Raw genomic sequence first — 21984 nt, forward strand, 5'->3', positions numbered from 1 at the left:
GCAGATCCGGATATCCCGCCGGTGCGGGTTCGGTGGCCTGCCGGCCGTCGCTCGGCAGGGTCACCAGAACCGTACACGCAACGGCCGGGGCCGATCGACGGATATTCCGCCGACCGGCCCCGGTACCACGAGTTACGACACGGTGCAAACCGCCTCGCGCTTACGCGCGGGGCTTCTCGCGCATCTCGTACGTCGCGATGACGTCGTCGATCTTGATGTCGTTGTAGCTGCCGAGGTTGATACCGCCCTCGAAGCCTTCGCGGATCTCGGTGACGTCGTCCTTGAAGCGGCGCAGACCCGAGATGTTGAGGTTCTCCGCGATGACCTTGCCATCGCGCAGGAGCCGCGCCTTGGTGTTGCGCTTGACCTCGCCGGACCGGATGAGGACACCGGCGATGTTGCCCAGCTTGGACGAGCGGAAGATCTCGCGGACCTCCGCCGTACCGAGCTCGACCTCTTCGTACTCCGGCTTGAGGAGACCCTTCAGGGCCGCCTCGATCTCCTCGATGGCCTGGTAGATCACCGAGTAGTAGCGGACGTCGACGCCCTCGCGGTCCGCCATCTGCGCGGCACGGCCGGCCGCACGGACGTTGTAACCGATGACGATGGCGTCGGAGCCCATCGCCAGCGAGATGTCGGACTCGGTGACCGCACCCACACCGCGGTGCAGGACCCGGATGTCGACCTCTTCACCGACGTCGAGCTGGAGCAGCGAGGACTCGAGAGCCTCGACCGCACCGGACGCGTCGCCCTTGATGATGAGGTTGAGTTCCTGGACCAGACCGGCCTTGAGCACGGAGTCGAGGTCTTCGAGGGACACACGACGGACGCGCTTGGCGAAGTTGGCGTTGCGCTCACGCGCAGCACGCTTCTCGGCGATCTGACGGGCCGTCCGGTCCTCGTCGACGACGAGGAAGTTGTCGCCGGCACCGGGGACGTTGGTGAGACCCAGGACCAGGACGGGGGTCGACGGACCCGCTTCCTCGACGTTGTTGCCCTTGTCGTCGAGCATGGCGCGCACTCGGCCGTAGGCGTCGCCCACGACCATCGTGTCGCCGACGCGGAGGGTACCGCGCTGGACGAGGACGGTGGCGACGGCACCGCGGCCGCGGTCGAGGTGGGACTCGATCGCAATACCCTGAGCGTCCTGCTCCGGGTTGGCGCGCAGGTCGAGCGAGGCGTCGGCGGTGAGGACGACGGCCTCCAGCAGGGAGTCGATGTGCAGACCCTGCTTGGCGGAGATGTCGACGAACATCGTGTCGCCGCCGTACTCCTCGGCGACCAGACCGAACTCGGTGAGCTGACCGCGCACCTTGACCGGGTCCGCACCCTCGACGTCGATCTTGTTGACCGCGACGACGATCGGGACGCCGGCGGCCTTGGCGTGGTTGAGCGCCTCGATCGTCTGCGGCATGACGCCGTCGTTGGCCGCGACCACGAGGATCGCGATGTCGGTCGACTTGGCACCACGGGCACGCATGGCGGTGAACGCCTCGTGACCCGGGGTGTCGATGAAGGTGATCTTGCGCTCTTCACCGTTGACCTCGGTGCCGACCTGGTACGCACCGATGTGCTGCGTGATGCCGCCGGCCTCGCCCGCAACGACGTTCGTCTTGCGGATGGCGTCGAGCAGTCGGGTCTTACCGTGGTCGACGTGACCCATGACGGTCACGACCGGCGGACGCGGCATGAGGTATTCCTCGCCGCCCTCGTCCTCGCCGAACTCGATGTCGAAGCCCTCGAGGAGCTCGCGGTCCTCTTCCTCCGGGCTGACGATCTGGACGACGTAGTTCATCTCGCCGGCCAGCATTTCGAGCGTCTCGTCGGAGACGGACTGCGTGGCAGTGACCATCTCGCCGAGGTTCATCATCACGGCGACGAGCGACGCCGGGTTGGCGTTGATCTTCTCCGCGAAGTCGGTGAGGGAGGCACCGCGCGACAGGCGAACGGTCTCGCCCTGGCCGCGCGGCAGCATCACGCCGCCGACGGACGGGGCCTGCATGGCCTCGTACTCCTGGCGCCTCTGGCGCTTGGACTTGCGGCCACGACGGGCCGGACCGCCGGGACGGCCGAAGGCACCCTGCGTGCCACCGCGGGCACCGGGACCGCCGGGACGCCCGCCGAAGCCGGGACGACCGCCGCCACCGGCACCGGCCGGACCGCCGCCGAAGCCGCCGCCGCCGGGACGCGGGCCGCCGAAGCCGCCACCGCCGCCGGGACGCGAGCCGGGACCGGCCGGACGGCCGGCGAAGCCGCCGCCCGCGGGACGACCGGCGCCGCCGGGACGCGCGCCACCCGCACCGGGACCACGGCCACCGGGGCCGCCGCCGGGACGGGGACCGGGACCACCGGCAGCGGGACGCTGCGGCATCATGCCCGGGTTCGGACGGTTACCGCCGGGGGCACCACCCGGACGCGGAGCGCCGCCCTGCGGGCGGGGCATGCCGCCCGGGGTCGGACGGCCCGCACCCTGGCCCTGCGGACGCGGGGCGCCGCCGGGGCCGCCCTGCGGACGCGGAGCACCCTGGCCGCCGCCGGCGCCGGGGGCACCGGGACGGGGGGCGCCGGCCGGACGGGGCGCCTGCGGGCGCGCCATGCCGGTCGAGCCGCCGGAGGTGAAGGGGTTGTTGCCCGGACGGGGACCCGCCGGACGGGCGCCCTGGGGGCGCGGGGACTGTGCACCCGCGGGGCGCGGGGCCTGGCCGCCGGGGGTGGCGCCGGCCGGGCGCGGGGCGCCGGGACGGGCGCCGGCCTGGCCGCCCTGGGCCGCCGGACGCTGCTGCGCCGGACGGGGACCCGGAGCCGCGGCGGGACGCTCGGTGCGCGCCGGGGCGGCCGGAGCCGCCGGAGGCGCGGAGAACTCGGTCGCCACGGGGGCCGCCGGAGCGGGCTTCGGGGCGGCCGGAGCCTTCGGGCCGGGACGCGGGCCGCTTGCGGCCGGAGTCACCGGGTTGCCGGCGGCCGGGGCCTCGGCAGCAGCGGCAGGCTTGGGAGCCGCCGGTACGCCGGGCTTCGGTGCGGCAGGACGTGCCGCGGCGGCCGGGGAGGGCGCCGCGGGCTTTGCGGGCGCGGCCTTGCGGGGCGCGCCGGGCTTCGCAGCGGACTTGCCGGCGTTGCCGCCGGGCCCCTGCAGTGCGTCAGTCAACTTGCGTACAACCGGCGCCTCGATCGTCGAGGACGCCGAACGGACGAATTCACCGAGTTCTTGGAGCTTGGCCATGACGACCTTGCTCTCCACCCCGAACTCCTTGGCGAGTTCGTATACCCGGACCTTAGCCACTTCGCTCCTTTTAGGTCCGGGTTACGCCGGACCGTCGCTACTTCATGGGCGTACTCATCGCGTACTCATCGAGTGCTCATCGCAATCTCGACCTACTTCCAACTCGCGAGGTACCTGACCGCACGGACTTCCCGTGCCGTTCTCTTGCTTCTTACGGTGTCGCCTCGGCCGCGGGGGCCAGAGCCTTGCGCAGTTCCTCCGTGTCGAGCGGTCCGGTGGACCGGAGGGCCCGGGGGAACGCGCGGCGGCGGACCGCCTGGTCGAGGCAGACCACGGCGGGGTGCACGTAGGCACCCCGGCCGGGCAGCGTACCGCGTGCATCGGGGACGCATGCGTCCCCGATCGCCACGATGCGCAGCAGATCGTTCTTGGCCGCTCGCTCCCGACACCCCACACAGGTGCGTTCGGGGCATGCGCGGGCTTGCGTCCGGCCAGACACGCCTAAGTCTACCTCCCCGCACCGACCTCATCCCCGACAAGTGGCGGGAGAAAGATCGAACGGCTGTCGTGTTGTCTTGTTCTGCCGGGTCACGGCCCGCCGCCGGGCCCGGTTCGGGCCCTGCGGCGCACCGGCCGTGACTCCTGTCTACCGCCCGGACAGCTCCGGGAGATAGGGGTTTATTCCCCGTCGCGGGCTCGGTCCCCGTCGCGGGCACGGTCCCCGTCGGGGGCCGTCTCGGTGTCGGGACGGATGTCGATGCGCCAGCCGGTCAGCCGGGCGGCGAGGCGGGCGTTCTGGCCCTCCTTGCCGATGGCCAGCGACAGCTGGTAGTCGGGGACGGTCACCCGGGCGGAACGGGAGTCCCAGTCGACGACCTCGACCTCGCTCACCCGGGCGGGTGACAGCGCGTTCGCGACCATCTCCGCCGGGTCGTCCGACCAGTCGACGATGTCGATCTTCTCACCGTGCAGTTCGGCCATCACATTGCGCACGCGGCTGCCCATCGGGCCGATGCAGGCGCCCTTCGGGTTGAGGCCGGAGCGGGTGGACCGGACGGCGATCTTGGTGCGGTGGCCGGCCTCGCGGGCGATCGCCGAGATCTCGACGCTGCCGTCGGCGATCTCGGGGACCTCCAGCGCGAAGAGCTTCTTCACCAGGTTCGGGTGGGTGCGCGAGAGGGTCACGGACGGACCGCGGACGCCCTTCGCGACCCGCACGACGTACGCCTTCAGGCGCAGGCCGTGCGTGTAGTCCTCGCCGGGGACCTGCTCCTGCACCGGCAGGATGGCCTCCAGCTTGCCGATGTCGACCAGGACGTTCTTGGGGTCCTTGCCCTGCTGGACGACGCCGGTGATGACGTCCCCCTCGCGGCCTGCGAACTCGCCGAAGGTCAGGTCGTCCTCCGCGTCGCGCAGACGCTGGAGGATCACCTGCTTGGCGGTCGTCGCGGCGATCCGGCCGAAGTCCGACGGGGTGTCGTCGAACTCCTTGGGCTCCTGGCCCTCCTCGAGGTCCCTCGGGTCCTCCGTCGCCCACACGACCACGTGACCGTTGGTGCGGTCCAGCTCGACGCGGGCGCGGCGGAAGCTCCCGTCGGTCCGGTGGTACGCGATGAGGAGGGCCGACTCGATCGCTTCGACGAGCAGGTCGAAGGAGATCTCCTTCTCCCGGACCAGACCCCGCAGGGCACTCATGTCGATGTCCACGACTACGCCTCCTCTTCCTTCTTGTCCTTGCGGTTGAACTCGATCTCGACACGCGCCTTGGCGATGTCGGTGAACGCGATGCGCCGGGCGGTCGCCTTGCGGCCCTTCACACCCGGGACCTCGAGGTCCAGGCCTTCGTCGCCCACGTCGAGGATGCGGGCGACGAGTTCGTCCGCACCCTTGCCGCCGTCGGCGGACAGCTGGAACTTCACGAGGCGGCCGATGGCCCGTACGTAGTGGCGGTGCTCGGTCAGCGGGCGGTCGGCGCCCGGCGAGCTCACCTCGAGGACGTATTCGTCCTCACCCATCACGTCGGTCTCGTCGAGCAGGTCGGAGACTTCGCGGCTCAGCTCGGCACACGCGTCCAGCTCCACGCCTTCGTCGGAGTCCACGATGATGCGCAGCATCCGGCGCTTGCCCGCCCGGGACGTCTCGATCTCTTCGAGGTCCAGGCCCTTGGCGGCGACGAGCGGCTCCAGCAGTCCGCGCAGCCTGTCGCTCTGGGTGGTGCTCATCCGGGTGACTCCTCGGCCGCGTGTGCTGTTGTGGTTTTCCGTCGTGTGTCAGGTCAAAGGGTATCCGGTCGCGGAGGGTGTTGCCGTCCGTCCTGCGGGCGGGGCCCCGGGTACGGTGATCACACCCTGCCCCGCCTTCACCCCCGAGGACGTCGCCGTGCCCTGGACTCTGACAAGCAGACCCTCGCGCCGGAGCCTGCTCGCCGGTGCGGCCGGCGCCGTGCTGCTCACCGGGTGTTCCGAGGGGGAGCCGCCCGGGACCGACTCCGGCGCGGCACCCGAACGGCGGATGCGGGAAGCGGCCGTCCGTGACAGCGAGCGGCTGCTGGAACGTTACGACGCCACCCTGGCGGCCCATCCGGACCTGGCCGGCCGCCTCGCACCGCTGCGCGCCTCCGTCGCCGCCCACGTCGCGGCCCTGGCCTCCCCCGGCCCGGTCCCGGGCGGTGCCACACCCTCCGGATCCCCGCCGGGGTCGCCCGCGCCCGCCGGCGCCACCCCGGCGGGGCCGCCCGCGGGGAGCGCGGCGGCGGTGCCCCCGCAGCCGGCCGACGCCCTGACGGCCCTCGCGGACGCCGAGCGGAGCCTGGCGGAGGCGCGGACCATCGACCTGGCCGGCGCCCCCGGGGAGCTGGCCCGCATGCTGGCCTCGGTGGCCGCCTGCGGCGCCGTCCACACCCACCTGCTGACCTCGACCCCCGGAGCCACGCCGTGAAGCCCGACCCCCCCTCCGCGGGCGGGGCCCTGGAGGCCGCCCAGGCCGCCTTGGCCGCCGAGCACGCGGCCGCGTACGGCTACGGGGTGGTCGGCGCCCGGGCCGACGCCGCCCGGACCACCCAGGCCCGCGAGGCGTACGGCGGCCACCTGGCCCGGCGGGACGCGCTCGCCCGGACGGTGCGGGAGCTGGGCGGCGCGCCCCGGCCCGCGGAAGCCGCGTACGCCTTGCCGTTCGAGGTGCGCACCCCCGCCGACGCCGAGCGGCTGGCCGCCGACATCGAGGACCGGGTCGCCGGGGCGTACTCCGATCTGGTGCGGGCCGCGGAGGGTCCGCTGCGCCGCATGGCGGCCGACGCACTGAGCGCCTCGGCGCTGTACGCGGCGCGCTGGCGCGGTGTCGGCGTAGCCTTCCCTGGGCTCACGGAAAAGCGCTGAGGACGGCGCGGGGGGTGGGGGGCACGGCTGAAAGGGATCACGCACGCATGGCTTTCGAACCGCCGCAGCGGCTCGTACGGGCGCTCGGCGAGACGCCGGGACCGGCGCAGGACGCGGACTGGCTGGGGCAGTTGCCCGAGCTCACGGGGGCCGCGCTGGCCCGGCGCGAGGTGCAGGCCGAGCGGGTGCAGGCCCCGGGCGGGCGCAGCAGCCTGGTCGTCCTGGTCCGGTACGCCGACGGCACCCCGGCTGCGCTGAAGCTCGCGCCGCCGCACGCCCGGCCCGACCGGGAGCTGGCCGCGCTGGCCCACTGGGGCGGGTTCGGCGCCGTACGGGTCCTGGACACCCGCCACCACGGCGAGGACGGGGCGCTGCTGCTGGAGCGGCTGCACCCGGAGGTCTCGCTGCGTTCGCTGCCCGAGGCGAAGGCGCTGCTGGAGGCCTGCGGCACGCTGCGCAGGCTCTGGGTCGCGCCGGCCGACGGCGGGCGGTGGGAGACGGTCGCGGAGCGCACGCACGCCCAGTCGGCCGCGCTGCGCGCGGCTCCGCCCGAGGTGAGCGCGCTGGCCGGGGCGGCCCTGGACTTCCGGGAGGAGCTGGTCGCGGCCCCGCCCGAGGAGCTCCTGCTGCACGGGAACTTCCGGCAGGGCAAGGTGCTGGCGGGCGAACGGGCGCCGTGGCTGACGGTGGGCCCGGACCCGCTGGTCGGCGAGCGGGCCTACGACCTGGCCCGGCTGGTCCGCGACCGGCTGGAGGACCAGGTCGCCGCCTCGACGGGGGCTGCGGGCGCACGCCGGCGGGTCAACAAGCTGGCCGACGCCCTGGAGGTGGACCGGGAGCGGCTGCGGGGCTGGACGGTGTTCCGGGCCGTGGAGTCGGGGAACCGGGCGCTGGCGGCCGGGCGGCGGCGGGACGCGGAGATGCTGCTGGAGTTCGCAGCCTGGTTGTAGGGCATACCGTACATAGACAGGTATGTCGGGCAGGGGGCTGCCATGGTCGAGGAAGTGCTGACAGCAGTGGTCGCCGCCGGCGCGGGCCTCGCGGTCTACGCGGGCTTCGCCGCACGGGTGGTCAAGCAGTACGAGCGGGGCCTGGTGTTCCGCCTCGGTCGGCTGCGCACGGAGATCCGCGGCCCGGGCTTCACCACGATCGTCCCGGTGGTGGACCGGCTGCGGAAGGTCAACATGCAGATCGTGACGCTGCCGGTGCCGGCCCAGGAGGGCATCACCCGGGACAACGTCACGGTGCGGGTGGACGCGGTCGTGTACTTCAAGGTCGTCGACCCGGCGAGCGCCGTCGTGGCGGTGGAGGACTACCGCTTCGCGGTCTCGCAGATGGCGCAGACCTCGCTGCGCTCGATCATCGGCAAGTCGGACCTGGACGACCTGCTCTCCAACCGGGAGATGCTCAACCAGGGGCTGGAGCTGATGATCGACAGCCCGGCGGTGGGCTGGGGCGTGCAGATCGACCGGGTCGAGATCAAGGACGTGTCCCTGCCGGAGACGATGAAGCGCTCGATGGCACGGCAGGCGGAGGCCGACCGCGAGCGCCGGGCCCGGGTGATCAACGCGGACGCGGAACTGCAGGCTTCGCACAAGCTGGCCGAGGCGGCCGGGGTCATGGCGGAGCAGCCCGCGGCGCTCCAGCTGCGCCTGCTGCAGACGGTGGTGGCGGTCGCGGCGGAGAAGAACTCCACCCTGGTCCTGCCGTTCCCGGTGGAACTGCTCCGCTTCCTCGAACGTGCGGCGCCCGCCCCCGCGGGGACGGCGGCGCACGGCCCGGCTCCGGCCGGCCCGGCCACCGAGGGCCCCGGGCCGGACGGGGCCGGACCCCCACCGGGCGGCGACCCGGCCCTGGCCGCCCCGCCACCGGACCCGGCGGCCCTGCCGGCTCCGGACGGGCCGAACGCGCACGGCCGGCCGTCACCGGGCCCGGACAGCCCCGACCCGAACCCGGACCCGGGCCCTGACGCCCCGCACAGGGACGCCCCGGCCCGGGACGTTCCCGGCGCGGCCTGAGCGGCGCGGCCCGGGCGGCGCGGCGCCGGCGGCTACGCCAGGCGGGCGAGGGCCTCCGCCAGCGGGAGTTCCTCGCGGGTGCCGGCCGCGCGGTCCTGGAGCTCCACCACCGACTCGGCCGAGCGGCGGCCCGCCACCAGGATCCACGGGACGCCGATCAGCTCCGCGTCCGTGAGCTTCACGCCCGGGGAGAGGCCCGGCCGGTCGTCCAGCAGCACGCGCTTGCCCGCGGCGGCCAGGGCGTCCGCCGCCTGCTCCGCCAGCGCCAGCGGGACGGCTTTGCCGGCGGCCACCACATGGACGTCGGCCGGGGCCACCGCCGCCGGCCAGCACAGTCCGCGCTCGTCGGCCGTCTGCTCGGCCAGCGCGGCCACCGCGCGCGAGACGCCGATGCCGTACGAGCCCATCGTGACCCGGACCGGCTTGCCCTCGCGGCCGAGGACGTCCAGTCCGAAGGCGTCGGCGTACTTGCGGCCCAGCTGGAAGATGTGGCCGATCTCGATGGCCCGGTCGAGCCGCAGGCCCGCGCCGCAGGAGGGGCAGGGGTCGCCCGGCTCCACGACCACCACGTCCAGGTACCGGTCCACCTCGAAGTCCCGGCCGCAGACCACGTTGCGGGCGTGGGTGTCCGCCCGGTTGGCCCCGGTGACCCAGGCGGTGCCCGGGGCGACGCGGGGGTCGGCGAGGTAGCGGACCTTCTCCAGGCCCTGCGGGCCCACGTAGCCGCGGACCAGGTCGGAGCGGCCCTCGAAGTCCTCCGCCGTCACCAGCTCCACGACGGCCGGGGCCAGGTGCTCGCCCAGCTTGCCGAGGTCGACCTCGCGGTCGCCGGGCACACCCACGGCGACGATCTCGCCGTCCACCTTCACCAGCAGGTTCTTCAGGGTGGCCGAGGCCGGTACGCCCAGGTGCGCCGCCAGGGTCTCGATGGTGGGGGTGTCCGGGGTGTCCACCTCCTCCAGCGGCGGGTGCTCCCCCGCCACCGGGGCCAGCGGGAAGGTCACGGCCTCGGTGTTCGCGGCGTACGAGCAGGACGGGCAGTCCGCGAAGGTGTCCTCGCCCGCCGGGGCCGGCGCCAGGAACTCCTCGGAGGCCGAACCGCCCATCGCTCCGGACACCGCCGAGACGATCCGGTGGTCCATCCCGAGCCGCTCGAAGATCCGGACGTACGCCTCGCGGTGCAGCCGGTACGACTCCTCCAGTCCCTCGTCGGACACGTCGAAGGAGTAGGAGTCCTTCATCTGGAACTCGCGGCCGCGCAGCACGCCCGACCGGGGGCGCGCCTCGTCGCGGTACTTGGTCTGGATCTGGTACAGCATGACCGGCAGGTCCTTGTACGAGGTGCACTGGTCCTTCACCAGCAGCGTGAAGATCTCCTCGTGCGTCGGGCCGAGCAGGTACTCCGCGCCCTTGCGGTCCCGGAGCCGGAACAGCAGGTCGCCGTACTCCGACCAGCGGCCGCTGACCTCGTAGGGCTCCTTCGGCAGCAGCGCCGGGAGCAGCACCTCCTGGGCGCCGATCCCGTCCATCTCCTCGCGGACGATGCGGGAGACGTTCTCCAGGACCCGCTTGCCCAGGGGCAGCCAGGTCCACACCCCGGCCGAGCTGCGGCGGACGTATCCGGCGCGGACGAGGAGCCGGTGGCTGAGGGTCTCCGCGTCGGCCGGGTCCTCCCGGAGGGTCTTGGCCATGAGGCGGGACATGCGCTGCACGTGTTGCGTAGACATACCGGGAGGTTACCGGGGCCGCTCGGGGGGCCGTTACCGGACTCAGGGCCTGCGCAGCGGCAGCGGGGCTCCCATCACGGCGTACGGGAGGCTCGCGCTCGGGAAGTGGACCCGGCGGGCGAGGTCGGTGTAGCCGAGGGAGCGGTACAGGGCGCGGGCCGGACTGTCGGTGTCGATGGCCGAGAGGATCGAGCGGGGTTCGGCGGCGCCGTCGGTGATGCGGGTGATCAGCGCGCGGCCGACCCCGTGCCCCTGGAAGCCGGGGTGGACGTGGAGTTCGGTGATCACGAAGGAGTGGTCGAGCCAGCCGTCGCGGCCGTCGGCCCGCAGGTAGGGCTCGACGACGGTGGACCACCAGTGGCTGCGGTCGTTCGGCATCCCGTACACGAAGCCGGTGAGCGCCCCGTCCTCCGTGTACGCGCCGAGGGCGCGGGCGCCGCTGCAGTCCATGTGCCGCTGGACGATGTACCGGCGGATGCCGACCTCTTCCTCGCTGAGGCCGAAGGCCACCGCCTGCACGCGCAGGGCCTCGTCCACGCGGGCGGCGAGGTCGAGCGGGCCGATCTGGAGGCCGGCGGGGCGGGCGGGGCCTTCGCCCCCGGGGATAGGCAGCATGCGGCGACCTTACTGCGGGGTACGGGCGCTCCGATATGGCGTCGGACGTACGCGCCGGTGTCCGTGCGCCGTGACCCGCGCGGGCGCATGCGCCGGCTCGGGCGCGGGCTCGGGCGCAGGGTCGGCTCGGGTCCCGGCGGCGGTCAGAAGAGGACGCTCATGAACGCGCCGACCTCGCGGAAGCCGACCCGCCGGTAGGAGGCGCGGGCAGCGGTGTTGAAGTCGTTGACGTACAGGCTGACCACCGGGGCCACGTCCCGCAGGGCGTAGGCGACCACGGCGGCCATCCCGCGCTCGGAGTGGCCGAGGCCGCGGAATGCGGGGTCGACCCAGACGCCCTGGATCTGGCAGGCCCGCGCGGTGGCGGCGCCGATCTCGGCCTTGAAGACCACCCTGCCGTCCTCGACCCGGGCGAAGGACCGGCCGGTGCCGACGAGTTCGGCGACCCGGGCCTGGTAGAGCAGTCCGCCGTCCCCGGCCATCGGGGAGATGCCGACCTCCTCGGTGAACATGGCCACGCAGGCGGGCATGATCACGTCCATCTCGTCCTTGCGGACCCGGCGCACCAACGGATCGGGCTCGACGGTCGTGGACGGCTGCTCGATGGTCATCAGGGGCTGGCGGGAGCGGACGTCGCGGGCCGGCCCCCAGCTGGGTTCCAGGAGCTGCCACAGCAGCCGGGTGGCCTCGGCCGGGCCGACGATGGAGGAGCAGCGGCGTCCGGTCCGCCGGGCCCGGTCGGCGAAGGCGCGCACGGCCTCGGGTCCGGCGCAGACGGGGACCAGGTTGGCGCCGGCGTAGCACAGGGAGCGCAGTTCGCCGCCCGTGTACCAGCCCCACATCTCGCCGCCCAGCCGCCAGGGGTCCAGTCCGGCGACCTGGACCCGGGAGGTGACGAAAGCGTTCGCGACCGGCTCGCGTCCGAGGACGTCAAGCGCGGCCTCGAGGTCACCGGGCTCAAGGACCCGGGTGGTGGTCTGCGTCAACACTGGGGCCTCACCGTACACGTCTGCTGATCTCCGCACTGTACCCGGCGCGGCTCGGGGATGCCCGGGTGCCGGGTACGGGAAAGCCCCGGCCCCCGCCCCCGCGGCGGGGGGTGGCGGCCGGGGCCCGGGAGCCGCGGAGCGGGCCGGGGTCAGACCCCGATGGCCACGGTGGGCTCGCCGGAGGTCACGCCGTCCTTCTCCATCTGCTCGGCGATCTTCATCGCCTCTTCGATCAGGGTCTCCACGATCTTCGACTCGGGGACGGTCTTGATGACCTCGCCCTTGACGAAGATCTGGCCCTTGCCGTTGCCGGAGGCCACACCCAGGTCGGCCTCGCGGGCCTCGCCGGGGCCGTTGACGACGCAGCCCATGACCGCGACGCGCAGCGGGACCTCCATGCCCTCCAGGCCCGCGGTGACCTCTTCGGCCAGCTTGTAGACGTCGACCTGGGCGCGCCCGCAGGACGGGCAGGAGACGATCTCCAGGCGGCGCGGCTTGAGGTTCAGCGACTCCAGGATCTGGTTGCCGACCTTGACCTCCTCCACCGGCGGGGCGGAGAGGGAGACGCGGATGGTGTCGCCGATGCCCTCGGAGAGCAGGGCGCCGAAGGCGACGGCGGACTTGATGGTGCCCTGGAAGGCGGGGCCGGCCTCGGTGACGCCGAGGTGCAGCGGGTAGTCGCAGGCGGCGGCGAGCTGGCGGTAGGCGTTGACCATGACGACGGGGTCGTTGTGCTTGACCGAGATCTTGATGTCGCCGAAGCCGTGCTCCTCGAAGAGGGAGGCCTCCCACAGCGCGGACTCGACCAGCGCCTCGGGGGTGGCCTTGCCGTACTTCTTGAGCAGCCGCGCGTCGAGGGAGCCCGCGTTCACGCCGATCCGGATCGGGGTGCCGGTGTCCTTGGCGGCCCGCGCGATCTCCTTGACCTTGTCGTCGAACTGCTTGATGTTGCCCGGGTTCACGCGGACCGCGGCGCAGCCCGCCTCGATGGCGGCGAACACGTACTTCGGCTGGAAGTGGATGTCCGCGATGACCGGGATCTGCGACTTCTTCGCGATGACGGCGAGGGCGTCGGCGTCGTCCTGGGTGGGGCAGGCCACGCGGACGATGTTGCAGCCGGAGGCGGTGAGCTCCGCGATCTGCTGGAGCGTGGCGCCGATGTCGGAGGTGCGGGTCGTGGTCATCGACTGGACCGAGATGGGCGCGTCGCCTCCGACGGCCACGGAACCGACGTGGATCTTGCGGCTGACCCGGCGGTCGGCAAGCTTCGTCGGCACGGACGGCATTCCGAGAGAGATGGCAGTCATCTGCTGTGCAACCCCAAGGTGTGGATCAAGGTCCCGAGATCGGCGGGCTCCAGGCTCCGAGATTACGCCAATCACCGCGCCCGCCACGCATCCGCGGGGGCACGCCACCCGAACGTAGGGGGCCGGGCACGATACGTGCCCGGCCCCCGGTCCCCGCGCTGTGCCGGAGCGCCCCTAAGTGATCTTGATGGGGTTGACCACGTCCGCGACCAGCACCAGCAGCGTGAAGCAGACGAAGACCCCGGCCACCACGTACGCGGCCGGCATCAGCTTCGCCACGTCGAACGGGCCGGGGTCGGCCCGCCGGAACAGCCGCGCCACACTGCGGCGCAGCGACTCCCACAGGGCTCCGGCGATGTGCCCGCCGTCCAGCGGAAGCAGCGGCAGCATGTTGAACAGGAAGAGCGAGAGGTTGAACATGCCCAGCACGTTCAGCATGAGCGACACGCGCTGCTCGGCGGGGATCTCCAGGGTGGCGATCTCCCCGTTGATCCGGGCGGCGCCGACGATGCCCATCGGGGAGTCCGGCTCCCGCTCGGCGCCGTTGAAGGCCGCGTTCCACAGGGCGGGGACCTTCTGCGGCAGCCTGACCAGGCCCTGGACGCTGCTCTCGACGATCTGCCCCATGTGGTCCACGGACTGGCCGAAGGTCAGCGCCGCGATCTCGCTCCTGGGGGTGAAGCCGAGCCAGCCGGCCGTCACGTACTCGCCCTTGACGTATCCGCCGTGGCCGTCCGTCCGGGCGACCTGGTTGGGGATCAGGTCCACCGGGAGGGTCCGCTCGGCGCCGTCGCGGACCACGGTGACGGTGGTAGGGCCGACGGTGTCGCGGATCCGCTCCTGCAGGGCGGTCCAGTCGGCGACCTTGCGGCCGTTGAAGGCCACGATCCGGTCGCCCGCCTGAAGTCCGGCCGCCTTGGCGGGGGCCACCGGGTCCCCGTCCTTGCAGACCTCGCGGTTCTGGCTCTGCTTGATGACGCAGGGCGAGACGGAGGCGACCTGGGTGGTGGTCTGGTTGACCCCGAAGGTCATCCAGAGCCCGAAGAAGATCGCCAGCGCCAGCACCAGGTTCATGAACGGGCCCGCGAACATCACGATCACGCGCTTCCACGGCTTGCGCGTGTAGAAGAGCCGCGTCTCGTCGCCGGGCTGGAGCTCCTCGTACGCCGCCGAGCGGGCGTCCTCGATCATCGAGCGGAACGGCGAGGTGGACCGGGCGCTGACCCGGCCGTCCTCGCCGGGAGGGAACATCCCGATCATGCGGATGTAGCCGCCCATCGGGATGGCCTTGATCCCGTACTCGGTGTCGCCCCTCTTGCGCGACCAGACCGTCCGGCCGAAGCCGACCATGTACTGGGGCACGCGGATGCCGAAGAGCTTGGCGGTGCTGAGGTGCCCGAGCTCGTGCCAGGCGATGGAGAACAGCAGCCCGACCACGAACACGACGATCCCGATCGCCGTCAGCAGTATGGTCATGCGCCCGCCTCCACGGCGGCGCGAGCCGCCCTCTCCTGTGCCCGGGCCCTGGCCCAGGCCTCTGCTTCGAGGACGTCCTGGACCGTCAGGGAAGTTCCCGCGTCCGGCGTCCCGTGCTCGTCGACCACGGCAGAGACCGTATCCATGATTGCCGTGAACGGCAGCCGACCGGCCAGGAACGCCTCCACGCACTCCTCGTTCGCCGCATTGAACACCGCCGGGGCCGTGCCGCCCAGGGCGCCCACGTGCCGGGCCAGCTCCACGGCCGGGAAGGCCTCGTTGTCCAGGGGGAAGAACTCCCAGGTGGACGCCTTGGTCCAGTCGAAGGCGGGGGCCGCGTCCGGAATGCGCTCGGGCCAGCCGATGCCGATCGCGATGGGCCCGCGCATGTCCGGCGGGGTGGCCTGCGCGAGGGTGGAGCCGTCGGTGAACTCCACCATCGAGTGCACGTACGACTGCGGGTGGACCACGACCTCGATCTGCTCGAAGGGGATGTCGTAGAGCAGGTGCGCCTCGATGACCTCCAGCCCCTTGTTGACCAGGGTCGCCGAGTTGACGGTGATCACCGGGCCCATGGCCCAGGTCGGGTGGGCCAGCGCGTCCTGCACGGTGACCTTGGCCAGGTCGGCGCGGGTACGGCCGCGGAAGGGCCCGCCCGAGGCGGTGACCACGAGCCGGCGCACGTCCGCCCGGGTCCCGGCGGCCAGTGCCTGGAAGAGCGCCGCGTGCTCGGAGTCCACCGGGATGATCTGGCCGGGCTGCGCGAGCTCCTTGACCAGCGGACCGCCGACGATCAGCGACTCCTTGTTCGCGAGGGCCAGGGTCCGACCCGCCCGCAGCGCGGCGAGGGTGGGCGCGAGGCCGATGGAACCGGTGATGCCGTTGAGGACGGTGTGGCACTCGGAGGCCGCGAGGTCGGTCGCCGCGTCGGGGCCGGCCAGGATCTCCGGCAGCGGCTCGGAGGTCCCGTACGCGGCGCCGAGCGCCTCCTTCAGGGCGGGCACCGCATCCTCACGGGCCACGGCCACGGTGGCGACCCGCAGCCGCCGGGCCTGCTCGGCCAGCAGCCCGACGCGACCGCCCGCCGCGGACAGGGCGGTCACCCGGAACCGGTCCGGGTTGCGCAGGGCGAGGTCGATGGCCTGGGTGCCGATGGATCCGGTGGACCCGAGGACGACAATGTCCCGGGGGCCGGCCGCGGCGTCGAAGAGGAGGCGCGGGTCGGCGAGGGGGGTAGGGCGGTCGCTCATGCCCCCATTCTTGCCCCAACTCAGGTGCGGTTGGACACGGAGTCCCCGTGAACCGCCCCCGCGAGCAGTTCGGGGAGCGTGCCCGCGAACTCCGGCAGGGCGCGGGCCGCCCGCCACCAGGCCTCGGCGTCCGTGCCGAGGACCGCGTCGAACAGCCGGTCCGCCTCGGCCCGGGCGGCCAGCACCGCCTGCGGCCGGTCGAACCGGTCGGGGTAGTCGACCTCGCCCAGCCAGTGTGCCTCGTCCAGCGCCCAGGCTGCGGGGGCCTTGTGCCCGGCCACGTCGGTGCCGGTGAGCAGCCCGGAGTCCAGGCAGGCCCGGACCCAGCGGACGTCCTCGCGCAGGTCGCCCATGGCGTTGGGCACCGCCAGGCTGGCCAGGGCCAGTTCCCGCTGCACCCCCGCCTCGGCCTCCGGGGAGCCGGGGGCGAGCGCGTCGACGGCCCGGGCGAGGTCCGGGCCGTCGGCATCCCGGGGCGCCGGCGCCGGAGCGGCCCCCGCCGCCACCGCGGCAGCCAGTTCGGGCAGCGTGCCGGTGAAGCCGGGTGCATGCCGCCGCAGCTCCGCCCACAGCCGCGGATCGTCGCCGAGGGCGGGCCGCAGCACCCGGCGCAGCGCCGCGCGCATCCCGGCCCACTCGTCGAGGTTCCAGGCGAACCGGCCGACGGCGTGCGCTTCGCCGAGCAGCAGGCCCCGGTGGGCCGGTGCCACGGCCGCCGCGAGCTCGTCGAAGGTCAGGGTGCCGGTGCGGACCGCACGGACGGCGGGCCGGTGCCAGGACGGCCCGTACGAGGTCTGCGCCCGCGTGTCCAGCAGGGCCAGGCAGGTGCGCCGGTCCGCGCCGCCCGCGAGCAGCAGGGCCTCGACCGCGCCGGGCGGCAGCGGGCGGCGGGCGTGCTCGGCGAGCAGCACCCCGGGGTCGGATTCGTGCGGCAGCGCGAGCACGTCGAGCGCGGCGCGCGGCCGGCGGCTGCCGTGCCGGCGCAGCAGGGTGACCAGCTCCGCGCCGGTCAGCGGCGCGGTCCCCGCCCCGGCCGCACGGCCCAGTTCGGCGGCGTAGACGGCGAGCAGCTCCGGCGCCGGGGCGGGCCGGGCGGCGTACCGGGCAGGCCCGGGCAGGCCCGGCAGCGGGCGGCCCAGCACCCGGGGGTTGCGGGCGATGGTGCGGCGGTCCTCCTCGGCGCCGTCGCGCAGCAGCAGCGTGACGACCGGGGCCGGGAGGTACTCGTCGCGGCAGAGGTAGCGGCGGGTCCGCGCGTCCAGTCGGGCCGGCAGGCCGGCCGCGACGGCGTCCGGTGCGTGGCGCAGCAGCAGTGCCACGCACCAGGCCAGCCGCCTGCTCTCCCGGTCAGCGTCCACATGCATCCGATTCCCCGTCGCCGCTCCCGTACGCCTCTCCGGCGTGCGGCGATGATCGCAGGTCAGCGGCGGTTCAGCGAAGGGGGCGGTGGACGTTTTCGTGCACGGAGGGCCCGGGGGACGCATCGGCGATCCAGGGGCCGTCGCCGGAGGGGTCGAGGACGCCCTCCTCCAGCCAGGCGTACGTCCCGGACAGGACCCCCTGGACGACGGTTCCGTCCAGGTCGTCGGTGTTCGTCCAGAGCCGCCCGAAGAGCTCCTCCACCCGGATCCGGGACTGCCGGCAGAAGGCGTCGGCCAGCTGGTAGGCCTCTCGGCCGTGCTCGCCGCGGGCCCTCAGGTGCTCGGCGCGGACGCAGGCCGCGCTCATCGCGAAGAGCTCGGCGCCGATGTCGACGATCCGGCCGAGGAAGCCCTGCTTGGTCTCCATCCGGCCCTGCCAGCGCGCCATGGCGAGGAACGTCGCACGGGCGAGCCGGCGGGCGCTGCGCTCCACGTGGCGCAGGTGGGTGGCGAGGTCGGGGTGGCCGCCGGGGTGGAACTCCCGGTAGGCGCCCGGGACCTGCCCGGCGCCGGTGGCCAGCCTGGGCAGCCAGCGGGCGTAGAACCCGGCCGCGCGGGCCCCCGCCTTCGCCTTGTCGCCGAGGGCCTTCTCGGGGTCGATGAGGTCGCCGGCCACGGACAGGTGGGCGTCGACGGCCTCGCGGGCGATCAGCAGGTGCATGATCTCCGTGGAGCCCTCGAAGATCCGGTTGATCCGCAGGTCGCGCAGCATCTGCTCGGCGGGGACGGCGCGCTCGCCGCGGGCCGCGAGGGACTCGGCGGTCTCGAAGCCGCGGCCGCCGCGGATCTGCACCAGTTCGTCGGCCATCAGGCAGGCCATCTCGGAGCCATACAGCTTGGCGAGGGCGGCCTCGATGCGGATGTCGTTGCGGTCCTCGTCGGCCATCTGCGAGGCGAGGTCGACGACGGCCTCCAGGGCGAAGGTGGTCGCGGCGATGAAGGAGATCTTGGCCCCGACCGCCTCGTGGCGGGCGACCGGGCGGCCCCACTGCTCCCGTACCCCCGACCACTCACGGGCGATCTTCAGGCACCACTTGCCGGCGCCGACGCACATCGCCGGCAGCGACAGCCGGCCGGTGTTCAGGGTGGTCAGGGCGATCTTGAGGCCGGCGCCCTCGGCGCCGATCCGCTGGGCCGCGGGGACCCTGACCCGGTGGAAGCGGGTGACCCCGTTCTCCAGGCCGCGCAGGCCCATGAAGGCATTGCGGTGCTCCACGGTGATGCCCGGGGAGTCGGCCTCCACGACGAAGGCGGTGATCCCGCCGCGGTGGTTCTCACTCCGGGGCACCCGGGCCATGACCACCAGGAGGTCGGCGACGACCCCGTTGGTCGTCCACAGCTTCACGCCGTCCAGGACGTACGCGTCGTCGGCGTCGTCGGGCACGGCCGTGGTCGCCAGCCGCGCCGGGTCGGAGCCGACGTCCGGCTCGGTCAGCAGGAAGGCGCTGACGGCGGTGGTGGCGCAGCGGGGCAGGTAGGCGTCCTTCTGCTCCTGCGTGCCGAACATCTTCAGCGGCTGCGGCACACCGATCGACTGGTGCGCGGAGAGCAGCGCGCCGATGGCGGGACTGACGGACCCGACGAGGGCCAGCGCCTTGTTGTAGTAGACCTGGGTGAGGCCGAGGCCCCCGTACCGGGGGTCGATCTTCATCCCGAGCGCGCCGAGCTCCTTGAGCCCGCGCACGGTCTCGTCGGGGATCTTCGCCTCGCGTTCGATGCGGGCGCCGTCCACGGAGGTCTCGCAGAACTCCCGCAGCCGGGCCAGGAAGGCCTCACCGCGCCGGACGTCCTCGTCGGCGGGCAGCGGGTGGGGGTGGATCAGGTCGAGGCGGAACCGCCCGAGAAAGAGTTCCTTGGCGAAGCTGGGCTTGCGCCAGTCCTGTTCCCGGGCCGCTTCCGCGACCTGCCGTGCCTCGCGCTCGGTCACCTTGGGCCGGGCGCCGTCGGGCCGGTCGCTGTCGGGCCGGGTGCCGTCTGGCCGGGTGCCGTTGGGCTGAGCGGGCTGTGTTGCGGACATGAGGGGGCTCACCTCGCCGCCGGAGTCGGTGGTACCGGCCTGGCGGCCGGTGCTGCCAGTGACACGTACCCGTTCCGGGCGGCGCGGAAAAGGGAGACGGCCGGAGCCCCCGCACAGTGGGCTCCGGCCGTCGGCTCTTTGGCCGTACGAGATCAGATGTCGAGGCCGGTCAGGACCAGGACTCGCTCGTACGTGTAGTCGTCCATCGCGTAGCGCACGCCCTCGCGGCCCACACCGGACTGCTTGACGCCGCCGTACGGCATCTGGTCGGCGCGGTACGACGGCGCGTCACCGATGATCACACCGCCGACCTCGAGCTCGCGGTGGGCGCGGAAGGCGACCTGGATGTCCCGGGTGAAGACGCCGGTCTGCAGGCCGAACTTCGAGTCGTTGACGGCCGCGAAGGCCTCGTCGGTGCTCTCGACCTTCGTGAGGGTCAGCACCGGTCCGAAGACCTCCTCGGTGGCCAGCTTGACGCCGCCGGGGACCTCCGCGAGCACGGTGGGCTCGTACGAGGCACCCGTGCGCGTGCCGCCCGTGAGCAGCTTGGCCCCCGCGGAAACCGCCTCGTCAACCCAGGACTCGACGCGCTCGGCGGCGGCCTGGGAGACCAGCGGGCCCACGTCGGTGGCGCCGTCCGACGGGTCACCGGTGACCTGCGCCTGCACCTTCGCCACGACCTTCTCCACGAGGCGGTCGTAGACGGCGGCGTCGGCGACCACGCGCTGCACGGAGATGCAGGACTGGCCGGCCTGGTAGTTCGAGAAGGTCGCGATGCGGGTCGCGGCCCAGTCGAGGTCGGCCTCGGAGGCCCAGTCGGCCAGGACCACGGCCGCGGCGTTGCCGCCGAGCTCCAGGGTGCAGTGCTTGTGCGGCACGGACTGCTGGATGGCGTAGCCGACGGTGTCGGAGCCGGTGAAGGAGATCACGGGGAGGCGCTCGTCCTTGACCAGGGCGGGCATCTTGTCGTTCGCCACCGGCAGGACCGACCAGGAACCGGCCGGCAGGTCGGTCTCGGCGAGCAGCTCGCCGAGGATCAGCCCGGACAGGGGCGTCGCCGGTGCGGGCTTGAGGATGATCGGCGCGCCGACGGCGATGGCCGGGGCCACCTTGTGGGCGCACAGGTTCAGCGGGAAGTTGAACGGCGCGATGCCGAGGACCGGGCCCTTGACGAAGCGGCGGGTCAGGGCGAGGCGGCCGACGCCGCCGGCGTCGGTGTCCAGGCGCTGGGCCTCTCCGCCGTTGAAGCGGCGGGCCTCTTCGGCGGCGAAGCGGAACACGGACACCGCACGGCCGACCTCGCCGCGCGCCCACTTGATCGGCTTGCCGTTCTCGGCGGAGATCAGCTGGGCGATCTCCTCGGTGCGCTCGGCGAGCCGCTTGGACACGTGGTCCAGGGCGGCGGCCCGTACGTGGGCGGGGGTCGCGGAGAACTCCGCCGTCACGGCGTGCGCCGCGGCCACGGCCTCTTCGACCTGCGCGTCCGTGGGCACGCTGACGGTGCCGACGAGGCGGCCGTCCCACGGGGAGTGGACGTCGAAGCTGTCCTCGCCGGTGGCCTGGCGGCCGGCGAGCCAGAAGGCGTGGGTGGAAGTCATGCGAATCCCGGCCCTTCGGATGGGTGCGGTGGTCCTTGTCCCCTCCACCGTAGGACTCCGTCGGGGATTCGGCGTTTAGCCGGGGTGTAGTACGGGTCGGCGCTGGCGCGCCGGTTTGGCAGTGTCGCGCCCACCCTTTCGCCTCGGGCGCCGGGGGGGATGGCTGGGCCGTGGCCTTGGCGGCCGGGCCGGGGCCGTGGCGGGGCTGTGCCGGCTGGGCCTGGGCCTTGGCAGCCGGGGCGGGGCTCCGCCCGGGCTATCGCCTCAATCGCCGGCTGGGCTGGTGCGTCGGGCGCGGCCCTGGCGGCTGGACCGGGGCTGCGCCCCAGCCGTCGCCTCAATCGCCGGCTGGGCCTGGGCCGGGGCCTTGGCGGCCTGGCCGGGGCCGGGCGGCCGGGCCGGGGCCGGGCGGCCGGGGCCGGGGCTGCGCCGGCTGGGCCTGGGCCTTGGCAGCCGGGGTGGGGCTGCGCCCGGGCTGTCGCCTCAAACGCCGGCTGGGCTGGGTGCGTCGGGCGCGGCCCTGGCGGGCGGGCCTGGGCTGCGCCCCAGCCGTCGCCTCAATCGCCGGCTGGGCTGGGACGGCGGAGCCGGGCCCTGGCGGCTGGGCCTGGGCTGCGCCGCTGGGCCTTGGCCTCGGCGGCCGGGCCTGGGCTGCGCCGGCTGGGCCTGGGCCTTGGCAGCCGGGGCGGGGCTGCGCCCCAGCTGTCGCCTCAAGCGCCGGCTGGGCTGATGGGGGCTGGGCGGGGGCTTCGGATTTTGGGGTTGGGGTGGTGGGGGTTGGTCGGTGGGGGGTCGGGGTGCGGCGCCCCTCCGGGGTGTCCTCCTCGGCTCGCGCACTGAGCCTGACCCCACGCCATCAGGGCGGTTGCGCGCTCGTCCTGCGGGAACACCCCTGCACGGCTCCACACCCCTGGCCCGTCAACGCCCGAGCGGTGGGGTGGGGACGTGCAGGAGGGTTCCCGCAGGACGAGC

Annotated in this window: 17 protein-coding genes; 4 read left to right on the plus strand and 13 right to left on the minus strand. The window is 73.5% G+C overall.

The annotated features are described in order from the left end of the window. Nucleotides 1–160: 160 nt before the first annotated feature. From infB to rimP, 4 genes are all read right to left on the minus strand, one after another. Entirely contained in the window at nt 161–3280 is a 3120-nt protein-coding gene (gene infB, locus ACLJTM_RS33810; RefSeq protein ID WP_411107651.1) for a translation initiation factor IF-2, read from the minus strand. Nucleotides 3281–3431: 151 nt separating this feature from the next. Beyond that, nucleotides 3432–3719: a YlxR family protein gene (locus tag ACLJTM_RS33815; protein ID WP_411107652.1), complete on the minus strand. Its 288-nt coding sequence runs from the start codon at nt 3717–3719 to the stop codon at nt 3432–3434. Between the two features lie 179 nt (nt 3720–3898). Continuing rightward, nucleotides 3899–4927 (minus strand): transcription termination factor NusA, encoded by a 1029-nt coding sequence (nusA, locus tag ACLJTM_RS33820; protein ID WP_411107653.1) that lies wholly within the window; start codon nt 4925–4927, stop codon nt 3899–3901. Nucleotides 4928–4929: 2 nt separating this feature from the next. Next, nucleotides 4930–5442: a ribosome maturation factor RimP gene (gene rimP / locus ACLJTM_RS33825; protein ID WP_411107654.1), complete on the minus strand. Its 513-nt coding sequence runs from the start codon at nt 5440–5442 to the stop codon at nt 4930–4932. A gap of 157 nt (nt 5443–5599) precedes the next feature. Here rimP and ACLJTM_RS33830 point away from each other — a divergent pair, with 157 nt between their 5' ends. Genes ACLJTM_RS33830 through ACLJTM_RS33845 form a run of 4 tightly spaced genes read left to right on the plus strand, consistent with a single transcriptional unit; the run spans nt 5600 to nt 8612 of the window. Continuing rightward, nucleotides 5600–6157: a hypothetical protein gene (locus ACLJTM_RS33830; RefSeq protein WP_411107655.1), complete on the plus strand. Its 558-nt coding sequence runs from the start codon at nt 5600–5602 to the stop codon at nt 6155–6157. Continuing rightward, entirely contained in the window at nt 6154–6594 is a 441-nt protein-coding gene (locus ACLJTM_RS33835) for a ferritin-like domain-containing protein (protein WP_411107656.1), read from the plus strand. The genes ACLJTM_RS33830 and ACLJTM_RS33835 overlap by 4 nt, the downstream gene beginning before the upstream one ends. Nucleotides 6595–6641: 47 nt before the next feature. Beyond that, nucleotides 6642–7544 (plus strand): aminoglycoside phosphotransferase family protein, encoded by a 903-nt coding sequence (locus tag ACLJTM_RS33840; RefSeq protein WP_411107657.1) that lies wholly within the window; start codon nt 6642–6644, stop codon nt 7542–7544. A 42-nt stretch (nt 7545–7586) separates the two neighbouring features. Beyond that, nucleotides 7587–8612, plus strand: a complete 1026-nt coding sequence (locus ACLJTM_RS33845; protein WP_411107658.1) for a slipin family protein — start codon at nt 7587–7589, stop codon at nt 8610–8612. A gap of 32 nt (nt 8613–8644) precedes the next feature. Here the strand turns inward: ACLJTM_RS33845 and ACLJTM_RS33850 are convergent, their stop codons facing one another. From ACLJTM_RS33850 to ACLJTM_RS33890, 9 genes are all read right to left on the minus strand, one after another. Next, nucleotides 8645–10339 (minus strand): proline--tRNA ligase, encoded by a 1695-nt coding sequence (locus ACLJTM_RS33850; protein WP_411107659.1) that lies wholly within the window; start codon nt 10337–10339, stop codon nt 8645–8647. Nucleotides 10340–10381: 42 nt separating this feature from the next. Next, nucleotides 10382–10954 carry a GNAT family N-acetyltransferase gene (locus tag ACLJTM_RS33855; RefSeq protein WP_411107660.1) on the minus strand — a complete coding sequence of 191 codons (573 nt, stop codon included), beginning with the start codon at nt 10952–10954 and terminating at the stop codon, nt 10382–10384. A gap of 143 nt (nt 10955–11097) precedes the next feature. After that, the gene (locus ACLJTM_RS33860; RefSeq protein ID WP_411107668.1) at nt 11098–11940 is read right to left on the minus strand and encodes a GNAT family N-acetyltransferase; all 843 of its coding nucleotides are present in this window, start codon (nt 11938–11940) and stop codon (nt 11098–11100) included. A gap of 152 nt (nt 11941–12092) precedes the next feature. Then, on the minus strand, nt 12093–13250 hold the full coding sequence (ispG, locus tag ACLJTM_RS33865; RefSeq protein WP_411107661.1) for a flavodoxin-dependent (E)-4-hydroxy-3-methylbut-2-enyl-diphosphate synthase: 1158 nt from the start codon (nt 13248–13250) through the stop codon (nt 12093–12095). 174 nt (nt 13251–13424) lie between these two features. Further along, on the minus strand, nt 13425–14726 hold the full coding sequence (locus ACLJTM_RS33870; protein WP_411107662.1) for a M50 family metallopeptidase: 1302 nt from the start codon (nt 14724–14726) through the stop codon (nt 13425–13427). Then, nucleotides 14723–15976 carry a 1-deoxy-D-xylulose-5-phosphate reductoisomerase gene (gene dxr / locus ACLJTM_RS33875; protein ID WP_411107663.1) on the minus strand — a complete coding sequence of 418 codons (1254 nt, stop codon included), beginning with the start codon at nt 15974–15976 and terminating at the stop codon, nt 14723–14725. Before dxr ends, ACLJTM_RS33870 begins: the two co-directional genes overlap by 4 nt. Nucleotides 15977–15996: 20 nt before the next feature. Then, nucleotides 15997–17340: a hypothetical protein gene (locus ACLJTM_RS33880; protein WP_411107664.1), complete on the minus strand. Its 1344-nt coding sequence runs from the start codon at nt 17338–17340 to the stop codon at nt 15997–15999. Nucleotides 17341–17407: 67 nt separating this feature from the next. After that, nucleotides 17408–19414, minus strand: a complete 2007-nt coding sequence (locus ACLJTM_RS33885) for an acyl-CoA dehydrogenase family protein (RefSeq protein ID WP_411107665.1) — start codon at nt 19412–19414, stop codon at nt 17408–17410. Between the two features lie 152 nt (nt 19415–19566). After that, the gene (locus ACLJTM_RS33890) at nt 19567–21012 is read right to left on the minus strand and encodes an aldehyde dehydrogenase family protein (protein WP_411107666.1); all 1446 of its coding nucleotides are present in this window, start codon (nt 21010–21012) and stop codon (nt 19567–19569) included. Nucleotides 21013–21984 lie beyond the last annotated feature (972 nt).

Source organism: Streptomyces sp. cmx-4-9 (genome assembly GCF_046548835.1).
Taxonomy (GTDB): domain Bacteria; phylum Actinomycetota; class Actinomycetes; order Streptomycetales; family Streptomycetaceae; genus Streptomyces.

Bases quoted from the DNA above. Each gene is read 5' to 3' on its own strand.
- rimP (WP_411107654.1), bottom strand. From the start codon at position 5,442: ATGAGCACCACCCAGAGCGACAGGCTGCGCGGACTGCTGGAGCCGCTC.
- ACLJTM_RS33840 (WP_411107657.1), top strand. From the start codon at position 6,642: ATGGCTTTCGAACCGCCGCAGCGGCTCGTACGGGCGCTCGGCGAGACG.
- ACLJTM_RS33845 (WP_411107658.1), top strand. From the start codon at position 7,587: ATGGTCGAGGAAGTGCTGACAGCAGTGGTCGCCGCCGGCGCGGGCCTC.
- ACLJTM_RS33850 (WP_411107659.1), bottom strand. From the start codon at position 10,339: ATGTCTACGCAACACGTGCAGCGCATGTCCCGCCTCATGGCCAAGACC.
- ACLJTM_RS33855 (WP_411107660.1), bottom strand. From the start codon at position 10,954: ATGCTGCCTATCCCCGGGGGCGAAGGCCCCGCCCGCCCCGCCGGCCTC.
- ispG (WP_411107661.1), bottom strand. From the start codon at position 13,250: ATGACTGCCATCTCTCTCGGAATGCCGTCCGTGCCGACGAAGCTTGCC.
- ACLJTM_RS33870 (WP_411107662.1), bottom strand. From the start codon at position 14,726: ATGACCATACTGCTGACGGCGATCGGGATCGTCGTGTTCGTGGTCGGG.
- dxr (WP_411107663.1), bottom strand. From the start codon at position 15,976: ATGAGCGACCGCCCTACCCCCCTCGCCGACCCGCGCCTCCTCTTCGAC.
- ACLJTM_RS33880 (WP_411107664.1), bottom strand. From the start codon at position 17,340: ATGCATGTGGACGCTGACCGGGAGAGCAGGCGGCTGGCCTGGTGCGTG.
- ACLJTM_RS33885 (WP_411107665.1), bottom strand. From the start codon at position 19,414: ATGTCCGCAACACAGCCCGCTCAGCCCAACGGCACCCGGCCAGACGGC.
- ACLJTM_RS33890 (WP_411107666.1), bottom strand. From the start codon at position 21,012: ATGACTTCCACCCACGCCTTCTGGCTCGCCGGCCGCCAGGCCACCGGC.